Raw genomic sequence first — 17,967 nt, 5'->3', positions numbered from 1 at the left:
TGTTTGACGATGTGGCTGGGTCGGCACAGTCCCATGCGGAAGTCTCCCTGCAGTTCAACGGGTGTGCGGTGACTGTGACTGCGGAATCGGTCCAGGTTCGGCGGTGTGAGTAATGGTGAGGGCTGGTTTGTGAGCTTGTGTTTGGACCGAGTGGCCTGACCTACCTGCTATCTTAGCGAGGTGAGCGATGAGAAGGCAGACGTGATCAGCTTACTCTTCAGTAATTCAGCCATTGCGCGCTCAGGTTAGGTAGCCGAACTGTCGCAGATGGTCCGTCGTGTCAGTATCGCGCTCTTGGTCCGGTGGCGAAAGCGTCGGTTCGAAGGTCTACTCATCGGTTGCTGTCGTCTCCGCCTACGGCACCTGCCTGACCTCGGGTTGGGACGGCGTATCGATACATGTACATCCCTCATTCGTCGTAAGCGTTCCCCTAGTCCGCGTTTAGGACGACCCAGGCCCGGCGAGCCGTTCTGGTCGAAGTCCTAGACGAGAGCACCGATTCGAACACCTTCTGCTCTGCTTTCCGAAGGTGCTGGTGGAACGTCGGCGGCGAAACATCGAGTAACGAAGCGACTTCTTCGCCTGAGGTCTCACGAGGCCACTGGAAAAAGCCAGTATGGAAGGCGGTTTCCAGCGCGGACCGCTGTCGTGCGGTCAGGTCGGACATCAATTCGGGAGCCGTGGGTTCGCCATGACCATGGAGCGATCGTTGGTGGCGCTTCAGCAGATTCGCATTGGGATACACCTCCTGTATCTGATCGATTACTTCCCGAACGTCCCCGCTCGGCGGAAGGTGGACCGTCAGGCGATAATCGCCCCCTTCGATGACGGCCTCGGGAATGGAACCGCCCAGCGAGGCAATGACAGACAGAATCGGGGGTTCAGAGACCCGAAGTTCGAACACAACCTCATCACCATCGTCGCGGAAGGTGACACTTTCGTAAAAGGGAATTCCCTCGACTATCTTTTCCACGGTATCAATACCTGCCGGCGTCGTCCGCCCGAAGAGGAGGTAGTCATCGTTGGCAATCGGAACCGTCTGTTCAAGGTAGATCGGTTCTGTCTCACGACCGTCAATGCCCAGTGACTCGAAAACGTTCTCGATCTGGAATTGTAGTTCGACGACTTCATCGCTCAACAGCGCGCGTTTCCGCTCGACGGCGGCGATTGCGTGGCCAACGATTTCACCGAGTTGCACGATCACGTTACACTCGTGTCCTCTGAACGCGTTTGGGCGCTCGGCGTAGACGTTCAACACCCCGTAGGTAGTGTTCTCGTGGACGATCGGGATCGCAGCCGACGACCGGAAGCCATACTCTTCAGCGGTGCTGCGCCAGGGATCGTAGCGGTCGTCAGCTGAGAGTTCGTGCAACGTCTGCACCTCGCCGGTGTGGAACGCTCGTCCCGTCGGACCCTTGCTCCGGTCATCGTCCGGGTCGATGGTGATAGTGATGTCGTCGAGATACCCTTCGACACCCGCCTCGGCCCGGAGGTCCACGGTCTCCGTAGTGGCATCGACGTCGCCGATCCAGGCGAACGAGTACGAATCAGCGGCAGCGAGGCGCTCGCAGACGATCGTTTCGATTTCCTCGCGTGTTGACTGGTCGATGACTGCGTCGGTAATCCCCTGGACGACCTGGTTGATGTTGTTCAGTGCGGCGAGTTCCTCACGCTGACGGAGAAGTTCCCGTTCGTGGCCGTGACTCTCGATAGCACCTGCGAGGATGTTGGAAATTGACTGGACGAAGTTGATGTCGTGGTCTGAGAATCGCGTACACTCGGTGTCGTGGGTTCCCAGGATGCCCCACGGATCATCATGGGGGCCAATGATTGTGCTGATCCCGCTGTGGACGTCATGGTTCGTAAGCAGATCCGGTCCGCTGAAGCGCGTCTCCGTGTCGAGGTCCTCGGTACTGACGGGTGCCTTAGATGCCAGCGTATACGCCGCCTGCGAATCAGCCTCGGCGGATGAGACGGTCGCCTCGCCGACGATACCGTCATCCCAGCCAACGCCCTGACGGAGCAGGAGTTCCTCTGCATCGGCGTCGAGGTCCAGGACTTTACAGTAGTCGTTATCGAGCGTTTCCGCGACGAGCTCGGCGGCCTCCGCCATCAGTTCGTCGAGGTCTCGGTCTGCCAAGGCGCGCTGCCCCAGGTTAGTGACGACTTCCTGTTGGCGGACACGGGTCTCGAGTTCCCGTTCGCGTGTTTTCAATTCCGTGATGTCCTGGGACATTGCCGTAGCGGCAAAGATATCGCCATCGTCGTCGCGGACGGGAACGAAGTGAAACTGGTAGATCCTCCCGTCGATTACATCCCTGAACTCGGAGCTTTGACCACTAAGTGCGTCCTCATATCGTGGGATGACGACATCTGCGATTTGGGATGGGAGGACATCACGAGCGAGTGACCCCTCGAGATCCGCTCTCGTCACGTTTGTCGCTCCCTCTGGCGTCCCCGCGAACGTAGTATACCGGAGGTTCTCGTCGACAAGGGCGACGGCCCCAGCAGGGAAGTTCTCGATAAGCGTCTCGAAGTGGCGCCTGTATTCCTCGAGTTGCCGCTCACGTTTCTTCCGATCGGTAATGTCTCGGACAACGCCAGCGGTTCCCTCGAACTCGCCATCGGACGGAAGTTCTGCATAACGGCTCTCAACTGTGAGCCGTTCACCGGTCGCCGTCTCGATTTCGAGTTCGACGCTTCCCGTGTCGTCCTCGCTATCGAGGAGTGCTTTGCGTCGTTGCTCTCCGACCGCGAGTGCTTCTTCGTCGACTACCGCAGTAATATGACTGCCAAGCAGTTCCTCGCGATCGTAGCCGACCAGCTCCGTGTATCCCTCGTTCACCGCCGTAAATCGGTAGTTCTCGTCGACTGCGTAGACGCCATCGGCCACCGTCTCCACAATCGTCTCGTACTCTTCGAGTTGGCGTTCTCGCTCCTTGCGTCTGGTCACATCGCGGAAGTAGACCGACAGACCATCCTCGGAAGGATACACATGACTTTCAAACCAAGCTCCGATGGGGTCGTAGAACTCCTCAAAGGAGAGAGACTGCTGGGTTTCGAGGGCCTCCTCGAAGGCGTCTACCACTTTCGACCCCGGTTCGAGCGCCTCCCAGATGTACGTGCCTAGAAGTTCGGCCGGCGACCGCTTCAAGAACTCGCCCGCCCGCTCGTTGACGTACGTGAACCGGAGGTCGTCATCAAGCGCGACAAACCCGTCGTCGACACGCTCGAAAATGGTTTCGAGCTCACTTTCGAGATCGTCACGCTGGCGTTCGAGACGCTGGGCCTGTGATTTGAGCCGTGTAATGTCCTCGCCAGTGACGATTACGCGTTCGATTACTCCGTTATCATCGAATACCGGTGCCGCGTTCACTGACAGCCACCGATGCCCGCCGTCCGGGAGTTCGACCTTCGCTTCCCAGTCGAATACGGCTTCGCCAGTCTCTAACGTCCGAGCGGCAGGATGCTCGTCGGGTGACACGAGGTTCCCATCTACGTCGTATACCGTCCGATCGCTACGTGAATAGGACTCCGTTTGATTGTCTGGTATCTCAAGGACATCCTTCGCACGTTCGTTTATTCGGACGTGATTTCCGTCACTGTCGAGGACCATGATACCCACTGGACTCATGTTGACAATCCGGTCGGTGAGATCTCGTTCACGTCGCAGCTGTCGTTCCCGTTCCCGACGGCTAGTCATGTCGCGGGTAACCTTCGCGTATCCATCGAGGGTCCCGTCGTCATCTCGGATTGCCGTGATAGTGACATTTGCCCAGAACCGAGAGCCGTCGGCGCGCATACGCCACCCCTCGTCTTCGATCCACCCCTTTTCGGCTGCTTTCGCTAGGTTCTCAGCCGGAACACCCGCAGTGCAGTCCACATTGGTGTAGAACGTCGAGATGTGCTCGCCGATGATATCCTCGGCATCGTACCCCTTGATACGCGCCGCGCCGGGATTCCACGTCTGAACGTGGCCATCGGGGTCAAGCAGGAAAATGGCATACTCCTCAACCGCATTGACGAGGGACGCCAATTGTTTGCGGTCGGTCCGGTGGGCGCTCTCCTCTCGTTTTCGGTCAGTCACGTCGTAATATAGTTCGACCCGGCCGCCAGTGTACGCACCCGAGTCGATGGGCGTACTCCGGTGTTCGAGCCATCGCTCCTCGCGTCCGTCGCCAGGAGTCACGTGACACTCGAAGCGTTCGGTGTCCGTGTTGTCTTCATATGTCGCCAGGACGGTATCGACAAACGACTCCGAGTTCTCGATAACTGGTGCGATGGACTCGTCGACGAGTGTCCGCTTAGCTTGGCCGAGCACCCACTCACGTTCGATGCCAAAATACCGCTCGGCGGCCTCGTTGATCCACGCTACCTCGAACTCCGAATCAAGGATGAATATACCGACGTCGGCGGTGTCGAGTACGTTGCTAGCTAGGGACCCGGTTGTTGCCTCCCAGTCGGGTGTAGCGGAGTCAGAGTGCTCACGTGGTCGCCACCACACGCGCCCATTCCCACCCACTTTCTTGGTATCGAGTCGGTCTGCATCGACGAGGCGCTCTAATCGTTCGTATGTGCTTCGTCGGCCAAGGTCGAGGCGGTCCGCTACCTCAGTCGTCGTCCATGGGACGCCGGCTTCCTCGAAGAGCACGAGTGTTTCCCGAAGTGCATCCGTTAACGGGCTATTGGCCATTACAGTATACTCACGGCCGACCAGTATCAACACTCCGCTGTTGGAGGGTGCCCTGTGCAATAGAAGAGGATAGGTTTTCTATATATTTCCGAATATGAGAGGTCGGAAATGAAACTGACGGGATACAGCATATTCTCGGACGGTGCCTAATCACGTAGAGTATGATGTTACGGGCGATGGGGTCTGAATAGCAGTTACGCCGGCGGGCGCCGGTTGGATGAGAGAGCACAACTATGAGCCAGTCCACACCACAGGGAACGAGCGCGTACCCGGCACTCGAGCAGTTGAGTAACAGTGAGTACTACGAAATACTCTCGTCAGACCGACGAAGAACGACGCTCAAGGTACTCACGGAACAGACTACCCCGGTTGAACTCGAGGCGCTGGCGGCGGCTGTCGCCACTCGAGAAAACGATACGGACACAGCCACTGAAGAGCGCATCAAGCAGGTTGCAGTCACACTTCATCACCTTCACCTTCCAAAGATGGATGATTTCGGTGTGGTGGAGTACGATGCCAACACAAACCGTGTCGAGTCTTGTCCGTGAAGTCGCGCCTGATCGGATACTACCCCTCGCTTGAGTCGTTATTTTGACAGCGAGGAGTGATCTCTTTTTCTCTTAGAGACCGTTTGAGAGGAACCAAGAGATCCGCAATGAAGACATCTACTGTATCCGGCACGTTTCCCCAGCTCGGCGGTCAACGGGGTCGCCACATCGTCCTTGGTGAAAAACACGCCGCATCCATCTCTCTGTTCCGTCGCGAACTCTGGCCACTGCTTCGCAACGCTGATCGCCTGGTACGTGTACTGGCGGTTCAACCGTCGACGAACGGGGTTTTGACTTTGCTTGGCTATCACTCCCTGTATCGGTGACCGGACGACGAGCGTCGAGACAGCGGGCCCGTCCGGGGACTGGTTCGCGGCACCAATCTCACGACTAACCGCGTCCTCGTGGGACCCAAGTGTCTACGGCAGCTCCATTCAGTACGATTCTCGTATCACGCTGCGTCCTTCATCGTCGCTCACGGTAACCTCGTCACCCGTGTTCTTCCAAACCGCACGTTTGGCCCCCCAGTGAAGTCGGTCGTCGCTGTCGTCGCCGGACCCTGTATAGAGCGTTACCGTTTTCCGAGACCCTAAGTGGAACTCTTCGGGGAACTGGTAGGTGTGACCGTCCTCGTTCTGGACGGTCCACCCGGTAAGGTCCAGTGCCTCGTCGCCCTCGTTCCGGAAGACGAGGTACTCGTCGTTCTTGTTCCAATGGTCGTACCCACGGGCGTCTTCGTGTATCTCGTCGACAACAAGCCCGACCGTCAAGCCGGTCTCGGGCGTCGTGCCAGTCGGTGCTGTTCCGACGGCCACCACCGAAACGTCCGCGTCTACCGCGTCGGTGATGCCCAGCTCTTCGCGTTGGACGAATCGATGGAAATAGCTCTGCTCGCCGCTCGCTTTGGTCTCCTGATAGCGAAGCGCGAGCCCCTCCCGATCGAACTTGGTAAAGAAGTCCTCCCAGGCGATCTCCTCGAGGGATGGGTCGGGTTCCGCCTCCGGAAAGTCCAGTCTGAGCACGCCCACGTCGTCCCCGGCCCCGGTATCGATAACGTGTGACGGCGTGGCGTCGCGGGCCTCGGCCCACTTGCGGATGCGGTCGTGGTCGGTGGTCGTCAGCGTCCGTCCCGGCATCACGTCGCGGCTCACGAAGCGATGGAAATAGCTCTGCTCGCCGTCGCGCTTCGCCTCTTGGTAGCGGAACGCGAGTTCTTCCCGGTCGAACTTCGCGAAGAAGTCGTCCCACTCGACCGGCTCGAGGTTCACGTCGGCCGCTGGGAAGTCAATCCGGAGGATGCCGAGGTCGCCTTCGCTGGCCGTGGCTGTGACGTGTGCGGGGGTCGCACCTCTAGCCTCAACCCACTCGCGAATTTCGTCGTGATCAGTCGTCGTTCGCGTTGCCCACGGTTGCTGGTCTGTCATGTGGCTCATCTGAAATGGTACGACGACCCCTCGTTTAGTAAGTGAGAACTTTCTCTCAGTCGCGGTAGGCAGGTTCACTACCACCAATACTGCCACCGCTGGTCAGGCTCGAATTCGATCGGTAGAGTATCCTTGTATCGACAGAGAGTTCGAGGGCGAATCGCAGTACAAAGCTCAAAAAAGACGAACAAACAGTATGGCCATTCGAGGCTGTCCGTCACACCGTTGTGAACCGCGAATCAGGACTGGTCGCTCCGTTCGTGTGACGACCACTCACTCCACGCCTGCAAGAATAGGGTCGCTCCCGGCTCCCGTAGCCACCAGACAGCAACCCTGCGAGACTCGAAGCCTCGCCGTGTACCGCGAGGCTATTTACGTTTCGTCCGTTACTGGCTCTTCGAACATTGTAAGGTAGGATTCGTAGGAGCGAGTCGAAATAGCGAAGAGGCGATTCTCGGCGAGGATGACGGGTAAGAACGGAATCTCTGTCGAGGTCCACTGAACTTGGAACGTTTCTCTATCGATGGCGACCAGACCGGATTGGTAGTCGCCAGTGGAACTGCCGTCTATTGAGCCGAACTGCGGGACGAATATCGTGTCCGAACTCACGGTCGGGCGCCCCCAGCCGTAGCTGATGAGTGGCGTTTCGTAGTAGACGTCGAAGTCGTCCGGGACGGTGGGCCGCAGCACGACTCCGCGTGACTCCTCTCGGTCACCGGTCACCAGGTCTCGTTTGTAGAGCGTCGCCCCACCCTCCTGTATGACTCTCGGAAAGAGCGACGAGACTGTTCCGATGATAACCGACCCGTCGGTGATTGCGGGCTGGCTGAAACTATTCGTTCCACGGAAGCCCAACTCGCCGCTCGGCCCGAGTTCAGAGCGCCAGCGTTCGGTGCCGTCTCCAATAGCCAGCGCGGTGACGGTGTTGCCAGACACGACGACGACCGTCTCGGACGCGGCCGCAAGGCCCTGGACAGGTGGACTATTGACGGCCCACTGCACTGTGTCGTCGGTGGTGGAGATGGCACGGACCCTATCCTCGACCGCGTAGACCAGCGTCCCGTCCGTGACCGCGAATTCGGCGACTGGCTGCTCCACAGTGTGTCGCCACTCAACCTCGCGAGAGTCTACTGAGATGGCATAGAAGGACCGTTCCTGCCCAGTTTGGACCAGCCCAAATATCATCCCGTCGACGAGAACTGGAGCCGAGGCCCCCACGGACTCGCCTTCGACGAGCGGGTCAGTTGCCCAGCGCCGCGAGCCATTCGAGGCGTCGAAGGCTTGGATCGTCACATCCTGTTCGCCATCGTCGTTCTGATTGGTCACGGCCGAGTAGATCGCCTCGGGGCCGATAGTGGGTGTCGTGTACCGACAGTTCGGTGGACTACGCGCCCAGGTCTGGCTGCCGTCGTCTACGTCGAGCGCACGGAGTGACGCGCCGCCGATGTAGACCTTGCCCCCGGCGACGGTTGGGAATTCACGAGTGGGAATCGACGCTGTCCAGCGCTCGCTGATTCCGGTTTGCGGGCCACTAGTGCCTGGATTGTAGTACGTCCGACCGGCGTCGTGACCAACTGCCGGCCAGGCATCGTCGGGGAGTGTTGCAGTCGCGGTGCGGCATGTTGGCTGAGCGGCCGCAACCTCGCTCGAGAGCAACGGGAGGGCGGCGCCTGCGCTCGCGACACTCTTCAGGATATTTCGGCGGCTCGTCTCTTTCGACATCGTATCACCTGCTACTGGTGATGATCGTTTTATTATCGCTCTAATAAGGGATTGTTCCACTGTGTTCCAGCGGATTTGTGGTAGCGCCACACCCGTTGTGAGCAGCGAACCGGGACTGGTCGCTCTGTCCGTGTGACGCCCACTCACTCCACGCCTGTACAAATGGGGTCGATCCCAGTTACTGCAGCTAGCACACAGCAGCGTCAGCGGCAGCAGGGCACGTGCCACCGCGTCCAGCAGTGTCGGTTCTGTGTCGATTCCCTTCTTAGACCGTGCTCATCACAGGGTTAGGTCGACGACTCCACAACAACGGGTGTGACGCCGTCAGTCGTTGCTTTCCGGTCGCCATTCTCCAAGAGATCCAGCCCAACGTAGCGTTGCTCGACCAGTCCTTCGGCGGTCTCTATGTCCATCACCAATAACTCCGTCTTCGCCTGGTCTCGGCCCACTTGCCGAGTCTTCTCAACGAGGTCATTACCACCAATCTCGATCAATTTCTCCCAGACACGTTTGACCGTCTGTCGGTGCGGCTCTTTGCCCAATTCAGCAGTCAGCGCGGTCTCCACGTCGGCCTTCGTGAAGAACACGCCACTCCCTCAGTCCGTTCAGTCGCGAACTCGGGCCACCGCTTGGCCACACTAATCGCCCGGTTCGTGCTCTAGCGGTTCGACCGCTCGACAACCCTCGTCTTGACCTTCGCTCGGCGGCAGTTCACGAAGACTGATTGATACTTGACCGATATGCCAACGTGAGCTTCAGCCGTTTTCACAGGGCCCACCTCGAGTGGCGCTATACGGACACAGGCTACAACGATGTTCCGCTGGTTCGGCGGTAAGCCCCGCTGAGGAAGCAATCTCGAGCCCAGCAATTCGGTCCTGTAGCTCCGTCGCAAAGTCGTCTGTCTCTAAGTCCCCACGAACTGGCTCAGACTCACAGAGTGGGTCGCTTTCGAGATCGATGTATATCAGCGTCGCTTCTTGGACTGAAATGTCGTACTCACGCTCGAGTAACCACGCGTACGTGCGTAACTGGCGTTCATATTGCAGCTTCTCATACTCGTCATCGGGCCGCGCTGCAGTTTTGTAGTCGACTAGATACCAAGTACCCTTCCGCTGATAGAGGAGGTCAATATCGCCGTCGACTCGAAGCGAAGACCCATTGACATTGAGCGTCGTCGAGACTGTGAATTCGGCGTAAACTTGATCCGGGGCATCGGTCGCCTCTCGGAACTCAGTGGTATGTGCTTCTGCATCAGCGATTATTTGCTCAATTGTCTCTCGGACAGGGTCAGTGAGTTTTCGAAGGTAGGCTTTCAACGACGACTCATCTTTGATGTATCGCTCGAGAGCTTCGTGCACCCTATTCCCCCACTGGTCTGGGCTCAAGCCGCTGGGCGTCGGTTTCTCTGTTGAGTCAACCTCGAGTGGGGCTGTGCTGGTGACCTGCAACCGACTGGCTGATATTTCCTGTATGTGTTGGTACTGATACCGGCGTTGGCACTCCATGAGTTCGTGCACCTGTGTTGCCGAGACGCGAGCAGGGCGGAAGGGGACTGTCTCTCGGCGATTACTCGGCGGGCTTTCCAGGTGCATCTCCAAGTCTGGGGCAGTAATCGTCTCAGCTGTCTCTGGCTCGCCAGACGGGATTTCATTGACCCCAATGCCCAGAGAACCCGGATCGTTTGGTCCTCCTTGAATAGGGACAGTCACTCCATCGGACTCCCAGCCACCAGTGGGCATCATGAACTCGTTGAATGCGACGTTCCAGGTTGTATAGTCTGTAAAATCTATCCACTCTTCTAACTGCGACACACCGAGGAAGAGGTGGTTTTCTGCTCGGGTGAAGGCGACATAGAACATCCGCCAGAATTCGGCCTGTTCTGCTTCGACATAGTCGTTCAATGGATTCTGGTACTGGAGGTCACCAGTGTCGTTCCGTGCATCAGATAACCAGACTGGCCCAGTCAATTCTGGAATCCCACTCACATCTCGATTCTCGCCAATCCATGCACTGTCGTCGTCATTCGGTGTTGGGAAGGAGACGTCCGGTGGGAACGGCAGGTCGGATGCTTTCGGACGGAGCGTGAATCCGCGCTGTCGGTTCGCGATAAACCGATTATGTTGTGTCTTCGGCAAGGTTGATTGCTTCAGCAGATCACAGAGGAATACTATTGGATACTCCTGTCCCTTCGCGGCATGCACAGTCGTCAGTGAGACAGTCGACTCATCATGCCGGTCTGCGACATCGACTACTTCGTAGGAGGAGTCGCTCTGGGTGGCCTGTTCTCGGAGCGTCACTAATCGGTCGACGAAGTCCCGATAGGGGAGGAGTTCTTCGTCCTCCCAGTCACTCACGATCCTCTTTCAGCGATACGAAGCGTTTCCAGAAAGACGATGTGTCCGTGCCAGCAATTACGAACTAACAACTCCCATTGCCAGTCACCGAGAGACTGGGAACTGCCACCGTATTGTAGTCCAGAGTCTCCTCACCGGTCTCCTACTCGCACCTTTAAAACCGGACCCACATCCGCAACACCAATCGAGTCGACGGGCATAACCACAGTAAGCTCGTCAGTGACATCCTCACCATCCAGTTCAAGCCGGAACGAAGAGTCACCATCAGTCTTTTCGAATGAGATGATATCACCAGTTACCGTGTATGCATCACCTTCGCCATTCCCAGTCTCACCAGTAACTGTGGTCGTCCCATCACCATTTTCGGTGATCGCATCGTTGTCTTCATCAATCGAAGTCACACTGTCGGAGAGTTCCGCTCGCTCAACCTCGCCATCGACTCTGAATTCATACCTGAGTTCGGCGTCCTGGTCCGTCGAGATGATCGCAAACTCCGATTGGGTATCCGAGCCTGTACTCGCCCCAGTGTCGTCTTCGGAGACGAACTGATCGGTCACATCCGTTCCATCGAGCCGGAGCTCGACCCCGGATTCACCGCTCATTTTTTTGAACGAATCAATTTCCCCTGTAATCTCGAATGCATCACCCTGGAGATTGCCTGTCTCGCCGGATATCGTCACCGTCCCGTCGCCGTTACTACTGATCCGGTCGTTGTCCTCACCAATTGAGGAGACCTCATCAGACGTCTCTGCTCGCTCTGCCGTCCCATCAACGGTAATCTCGTAGGTGAACTCAACATCCTCATCGGTCGAAACGATTTCCAACGTCGATGGCTCACTCTCCCCGCCCGCCCCAGGGCCGCTACTGGAAGCCCCGCCTGTTGCGCTCTCCCCAGCAAGCGTCTCCGTAACATCCTTGTTAGAGAGTTCGAGTCGGAGACCTGAACGGCCCTTAACCCGCTCGAATGATTTAATCGTGCCATCGATTTCGAAGACATCGCCTTCGTTCGTCCCGGTGCGACCAGTCACTACTTTCTCGCCATTTCGTTCCGTTACGGAGTCGCCCCATGGATCGTCGTCCATGCCGAGTTCGTCACTGTTGCCGTCGGCTTCAGCGCCAGCAATCGTCCCCTCGACGACAAATTGATAGGTCACAGTTTCATCAGCAGAGGTCGAAATCACTTCGAAGATTTCCTCGCCTTGCGTGGTGACTGACTCCTGACCAGACGACGCATCACTGACATCTATCTGCTCGACTTTGACGTCAGTTGCACCACAGGTTTTCTTGACCGTGAGCTTCGCCTCGTAGGTCCCGGTATTGGCGTACGTAGTTGTGACACGTTCTCCGGTTGCATCGACAACACCGTCATTGTCGAAGTCCCACTCGTAGCTCACCAACTGCCCGCCGTTAGGGGAACTGGCACTCCCATCGAATGTTACTTGCTCACCGGCCGCTGGCGACGTAGGTGAGACATCATACGCAGCGGTTGGCAGCGGCGCGCATGGCGCTTCATACGTTCCAGTATCCGAGCCACGGTTTCCGTTGGCGTCAACGGCGACCTCAACGTCTCGAGTAGAGCCGTCGGTTGCTTGGTTCGTCGTTTCGTACGTGAGCTTATATTCCGCAACCAGGCTCTGTCGGATCTGGTTGTAAATCGCAGCCAGATCGGAACTGCTCGGGGATTTGTAATAGCTCCCACCCGTCTCTTCGGCAAGTCGCCGGAGGTTCCGCTCACTGACGTCTGGGCCTAAACCGATCGTATAGACCGGAACGCCAGCTTGTTGTGCTCGTTGGATGGCCCGGTCGACATTTTGTGGTGGGCGATTATTCTTTCCGTCAGTAAGTACGATTACCGCAGAGCGACCAACTCTCGGCTCCGCTTGTTCAATACCAGTTGTTGTGGCCTGCCAGAGTGCAGTATCGCCACGGACCGCGATCGAATCTATCGAGGTGGAGAGTCGGCCTTTGTCTTTGGTCCACCGCTGTTTGAACTCCACATTGGTATCGAACGCGATTACTTGTGCTTCGTCCTCTGTGTCCAGTTGGTCGACGAACTGATTCGCGGCGACTTTCGAGTCTTGACTCTTTTGACCCTGCATGCTCCCGCTGCGGTCAAGAACGAGAGAGACACTGACACCGGGCCCACCAGTCCGTTCGACAGGCTCAACGGATTGGATCGTTTGATCGGTACCGTCTTCCAGTACGTCAAACTCGCTTTCCGAGAGCCCCGTTATTGGGTCGCCAGTAGCGTCCTTTACGCTCGTATAAGCAGTAACCTCGGGGAAGTCCGGTCTGGAGACCTGACGAACCGTAACTACGGATTGGGCATTTTGTCCCCCTCCAGACGTAGTTTGGTTGCCAGAGACATTGATAGTGTACGAGTAAACGTACTCTTGCTGCTGGTCTTGTACATCGGTCCCGTTGATTGACGGGTCACGGTGCCAGGCACCGTCCTGTGCAACAGTTTTCACGTAGAACGTGTATGTCCCAGTCTCCGCTGGCGTTGCTTCTACAGTAAATGTTCGGCGAACGCCGCTGTCCCATGCCCCGCCGACCTCGGCGAGCGGGTACTGACTCGTAATATTTGCTTCAGTACCATACTTTCCGTTCAGAGAATCTCCTGCTGGGAAGACCGTTGCGTAGCTCGGGTTACTGAATCCTGAGTCCGAAATTCTGATGTTGTCAGCGCTTTCGGTGTCCGGGAACGAGACAGCGATCGTCTGATACGGAGCTCCGTCACCCTTGTTTGTGGCTTCCACCGATATTTCTGCTGTCTCGCCCACGCGAATTGACTCTGGGTGTGTGACATCAATTACAGCTGGCTTTGGTGTACTGTTTTGTAGCTCATTTCCTGGCCCAGCTGTCGTGAGATTCGTATACTCAGTTCCGCCGGGGTTGAGATACATCTGTGTCCAGTAGTAATCTGCGATCAAATGTTTCTCCAGGTCGCTAAATTCCGATACAAAGAGGTCGTAATCCTTCTGGTTTACTTCCCAGAAGTCCCAGAACGCACCGTCTAAATCCAGACCCTCATCGTCATTGATAGAAGCCTGAATATTCCGCTTGTATGCTTGTTCCGTCGAGTAAAAGTCACGGAGCAACTCTGCGCGGTCAGTGATGAGTCGCTCTCGCTCGTGCTGAGTGTCTGCCTGTTTAATTGCCTCCGTATTTTCTTCTAACTTCGTAAGCTGAGTAGAGAACTCTCTGTAACTCCCTTCTCCGCGGTCGTTCGGAAGCTCGAGTAGACGTTCGATCTTCCACTCGGTGAATGCAATCCCTGTCCAGACTCCTGCCTGAATTGCTGTCCACGTCGACACAGCCTTCGAACCTGCGTATCGAGTGAGTCCCTCGATGGCTATGTCACGACTCGATTCTGGAATCGGGTTCGCTGCGTCAATGCCCCGTTGAATATTCTGCTCAGAGTTACTTCCCCAGAACGATTTGTTGAATACCTTTCCAGAGTACTCATTGTACGTAGGTACGAGTGATTCGATACCTCGACGAGCGAGCTGCCGCTCAGATAGGTCTTCGACTGCAGGTTCATAGGAAACCGTCCCAGTAAATTCGTCTACAGTTGCACCGCCACTAATTTCTGAATCCATCAGCGCTACACTGAGCGAGACCTCTCCAGCAGTCGCTGCCACACCGGATCCGTTGAATTCGTATTGAAATGTTCCGTTCTTCCGGTCAACGACGACGGTTGTTCGTGTTTCGTCCCCAATTTGTATCTCGAAGTAGGGCTCTCCCTGACCTACTCCCTGTATTTCAGAGATCCGCGTATCCGCTTCGATTGAGACGTTGAAGTTGGAGATATTGCCATCACCGTCTGCATCCTGCACATCAACTAAGTCGACATCGAGAATCATCCCTTCCGTATTTGCCGCAGCGGGTGAACTGATAGCTGCAGCCCCAACTGCAACTGAGCTACCGATGAGAAGTCCGACCCACAGGACTGAGGCGAGTTGTCGTCTAATCCCAGTCATAGGACGTCTCTATAGTGGATATGGGAAGCTTCGCTACTATGCGGCTGCTCAATGCACGCGTTTTTGTTGTTCAGACAACACAACATTGCTGGAGATGGCTCCGGGAGCCAGGTAATGTTACCTACTGAACAGATTTTGCCCATTGTACAATGTGCACGGGATGCACGAACAACCGGGTCGGACCTAACGCAAGTTTTCCTCCCAGCGGTAACGGTTCTTCCAACCGGTTTCAAATCTGCTTTCAGCATCGTCTCCATGACGTATTTACCATACTTACGCTGGTTTGTACCACCTCAAGAAGATGCAGAGGCCCTCAAATCGGCTCAGACTCACATCGATATGTCTCGTGTTTTGCGATAGCCCATTCTCTGACAGCCGGTGAGTCACTCTCTAAGAGCGCCTTCGGAACACCGGTTTCGTCTTCAACACCGACCTGGACAATATCATCGACAATACCCAGATAGTAGGGAAGATCGCCATCATAGACAGACAGCTCAACATTGTCTACGTCAAGCAGTTCTCTGTATAGATCTGCATAGCTCGAATCGGACCGGACGATTTCAAACGCGTCGTTTGTGAGAACTAACTCACCGTCACAGCCGTTTTGAACGGTCTGCTCCCAGACCTGCTCAAACGCATCTCGACCAACGACAGCTGTCGAGAGCCGAAAGTCATGTGCCGTCTGCAGTGCCTCAACATGACGGTTCACGGGTGCATAGGGATTGCTTGGAGTGGCGACCGTTATTTTCGCATTGTGTAACTGTTGGATGTTGAGGTCCAAATCTGAGCGGGAGACGTGTTCAAGTATAGGTTCGAGTCGGTGCAGCGTCTCAATGGAGTCGGCTAACTCCGTTATAGCTGAGCAGAGAAGATTCCCTGTGAACGTACAGATGTACACGTTGTCGCTCTTCTCAATCCACCCTTTGTCGACGAGCGCTTTGAGATTCCGCTGGATCGTCGTTCGAGAGGCGTCGATATCATCACGAAGGTCCCGACAGGTCGGTGCCTGCTTTCGCTCAATTCGATGCAATAGCTCTACTCTGACTGGTGAGCGGCTCAGGAATGCAATCTCTTCTAAGCTATCGGCGTCGATCATTGTCTCCACCCTGATGAGTAACCCATTCATCTGATTCTTGTTTGGCCCCATGGCTGTCTTGAACAGATATGCCTCTGTTCGAAGAGTTGCAGGGGGACTTCTTTCCACCGCTAACCATGCCAATGGTTAATGAAGCGTAACTCTTTTCGATGTCCCTAGTCATCTGGTCGATTCGACCCACGTCTTATGCTAACAACCGACAAGAAATAAAAATCTGATTGACACTTTGGAGAAGACCGATACTTAGATGCCTTACTTTCGTTATTAGTTGCTAGTAGTAGTGTTCCAATTAAGTTCGCAGAAATCTCATGGCACTAACCTGGTAATATGCAAAAAGACGGCGGGGTCCACGAGTAACCACCTGTGTTTTTCCATCACCGCTCTCCCAAGACTCGCTTCCTTCAGCCGATCATCGCACTACTGAACAATTCGTCCTTCTCGCGTGTTGCCGGTGCACTAATCGAACTTCCCCCGTTTCCGTCGTTTCCGCACCACCACCCGAGGCTTCCATCGTCTAGTTGCACATAATAGTGCAGCGTTATCACTACGGGTTCTTCCCTACGGAACTCGTCTCTCCGTTTCGAGTATGGATTTCAAATTCTCGCCTTCTTCGCGCATGTGTGTTCGGACGGCGTCGAATTCGCTCTTGTTGAGCCAAGCACCGATCGGTCCCGTTCGGACTTTGATGCGCTGGGTGAGCTCACAGCCCGCCGGGCTGACGTCGATCGTGAAACTGATGTGTGGCATGAGCAGCCCAACCAGGAGTGCTGTCGGCTTGAATTCCAGATAGTGATCAGGAGTGACCGCGACGAACCGCACCGTCTTTTTCTGTACCTTGCCTGCAATTCGTTCTTCAAAATAGGCCTCTGCACCGTGCTGTAGCCCATTTTTCTTTGTCCAGCGGAACGTGATGTGATCAGGATGCCACCGTTCGTAGTTGTCCGCCATCTCCTCGAAAAACCGGTACACTTCGTCCGGAGACGCCTCCAGCTCCGTTGTCTCTCTTAGTATCATCGTAGACCGAGATTAGCTATCTCCTGCTAAATAGCTGCGCGTACACCCCGGGAGACACTACAAGCGCCCTTGTAAGTCGAGTCGAAGTAGCAAGGCAGACACTCGATCTGCAAGTCGCTAGGAGTCAGCATGAGAAGTTGCCAACGGTTGACAGCGTCAACACCTGCAACTGGTCCTAGCGAATTCGTCTCCGCCGTCTTCAGACTCAGACGTAGGACAGTGGATTGTATCTTGTATCTGTATACTGTATACAGATCATTATTATCAGTAACTCTTGCTTCCGGTCTTGCTGAACTTGGTTATACGAAGTTCAGGTGTCGCTTTCACTGACAATGAGGCGTCTAGAGCTGGTACTTCGCCCAACTCGAAACGATATCGTCGTCTTCTGCTTTCACTGAAAACGAGGTGTATGTCTGTTCGAGACTTCACTGCAGACGAGAGGTGTTGCCGACCCGATCGCCGTTGCGCAGCTGGTGCAGACAGGCATCGTAGGCTTGCTAAACTCTGCTGCTCGCCGCAGTGCTGACCGCTGCACCTGTATCAGGAAACTATTCCCCGAAGTAAGAACTATATCTCTCACCCTGCAATCCCGAATATGGCCGAGACAGACGCCGCCGATGGGCCGCCCCCCTTCGAGAATGCGTTCAGTGGCGACGACGTCGAACAACGCATCTACGGCACCATCCTGCAGACCCGAGAGCCGACGACGGCGAGCGCGATCGCCGACAGCGCCGACTGTGACCCCAAGACCGCCCGGAAGTACCTTGGCTGGTTCGACGAGTTGGGAATCGTTACTCGATACGATGGCCATCCAGCCACCTACGAACGGAATGACGCGTATTTTGAGTGGCGACGCATCAACCAGCTCGCAGCCGACCAGTCCGTCGAGGACCTGCAGGATCACGTTCGTGAGCTGACGACGCGCATCACCGAGTACGAGACGACATACGACGCCGCTTCACCAGCCGCAGTCGACGCCGTCGCCGCTGCGGAGGACAGCGACGAGCGGACCATCGACGCCATCTACAGCGACCTCGGCGACTGGGCGACCGCCCGCGAGGAGCGTGACCGCTACGAACGCGCGCGCCAGCAACTCACGGATGGCGAGCGCGAACAGGCGTCCGGATAGCCCG

The 17,967-nt window shown here is 56.2% G+C and carries 9 protein-coding genes and 1 pseudogene; 2 read left to right on the top strand and 8 right to left on the bottom strand.

Annotation, left to right across the window (positions count from 1 at the left end):
* Positions 1-430: 430 nt before the first annotated feature.
* Complete coding sequence (locus tag GO488_RS19905; RefSeq protein ID WP_206674441.1) at positions 431-4,693, bottom strand: PAS domain-containing protein; 4,263 nt, start codon at positions 4,691-4,693, stop codon at positions 431-433.
* A 233-nt stretch (positions 4,694-4,926) separates the two neighbouring features.
* Here GO488_RS19905 and GO488_RS18730 point away from each other — a divergent pair, with 233 nt between their 5' ends.
* A complete protein-coding gene (locus GO488_RS18730; RefSeq protein WP_162319370.1) occupies positions 4,927-5,241 on the top strand; it encodes a DUF7344 domain-containing protein in 315 nt (104 codons plus the stop codon).
* A gap of 434 nt (positions 5,242-5,675) precedes the next feature.
* Here GO488_RS18730 and GO488_RS19855 read toward each other — a convergent pair whose 3' ends face one another.
* From GO488_RS19855 to GO488_RS18695, 7 genes and pseudogenes are all read right to left on the bottom strand, one after another.
* Positions 5,676-6,674 (bottom strand): lamin tail domain-containing protein, encoded by a 999-nt coding sequence (locus GO488_RS19855; protein ID WP_162319369.1) that lies wholly within the window; start codon positions 6,672-6,674, stop codon positions 5,676-5,678.
* Between the two features lie 363 nt (positions 6,675-7,037).
* Entirely contained in the window at positions 7,038-8,387 is a 1,350-nt protein-coding gene (locus GO488_RS18720; RefSeq protein WP_162319368.1) for an outer membrane protein assembly factor BamB family protein, read from the bottom strand.
* Between the two features lie 287 nt (positions 8,388-8,674).
* Positions 8,675-9,105: pseudogene (locus GO488_RS18715) on the bottom strand (hypothetical protein); the annotation flags it as partial.
* A 37-nt stretch (positions 9,106-9,142) separates the two neighbouring features.
* Positions 9,143-10,741 (bottom strand): PD-(D/E)XK nuclease family protein, encoded by a 1,599-nt coding sequence (locus GO488_RS18710; RefSeq protein ID WP_162319367.1) that lies wholly within the window; start codon positions 10,739-10,741, stop codon positions 9,143-9,145.
* Positions 10,742-10,872: 131 nt separating this feature from the next.
* Positions 10,873-14,724, bottom strand: a complete 3,852-nt coding sequence (locus tag GO488_RS18705; RefSeq protein ID WP_162319366.1) for a VWA domain-containing protein — start codon at positions 14,722-14,724, stop codon at positions 10,873-10,875.
* Positions 14,725-15,037: 313 nt separating this feature from the next.
* On the bottom strand, positions 15,038-15,928 hold the full coding sequence (locus GO488_RS18700; RefSeq protein WP_162319365.1) for a helix-turn-helix transcriptional regulator: 891 nt from the start codon (positions 15,926-15,928) through the stop codon (positions 15,038-15,040).
* A 450-nt stretch (positions 15,929-16,378) separates the two neighbouring features.
* Positions 16,379-16,834: an SRPBCC family protein gene (locus GO488_RS18695; protein ID WP_162319364.1), complete on the bottom strand. Its 456-nt coding sequence runs from the start codon at positions 16,832-16,834 to the stop codon at positions 16,379-16,381.
* A gap of 595 nt (positions 16,835-17,429) precedes the next feature.
* Between GO488_RS18695 and GO488_RS18690 the strand changes: the two genes are divergently transcribed.
* Positions 17,430-17,963, top strand: coding sequence for a DUF7342 family protein (locus GO488_RS18690; RefSeq protein ID WP_162319363.1), 534 nt, complete (start codon positions 17,430-17,432; stop codon positions 17,961-17,963).
* Positions 17,964-17,967: the final 4 nt, after the last annotated feature.

The sequence above is a fragment of the Haloarcula limicola genome (genome assembly GCF_010119205.1).
GTDB lineage: Archaea > Halobacteriota > Halobacteria > Halobacteriales > Haloarculaceae > Haloarcula > Haloarcula limicola.
This window is presented reverse-complemented; position numbering and strand designations above follow the sequence as displayed.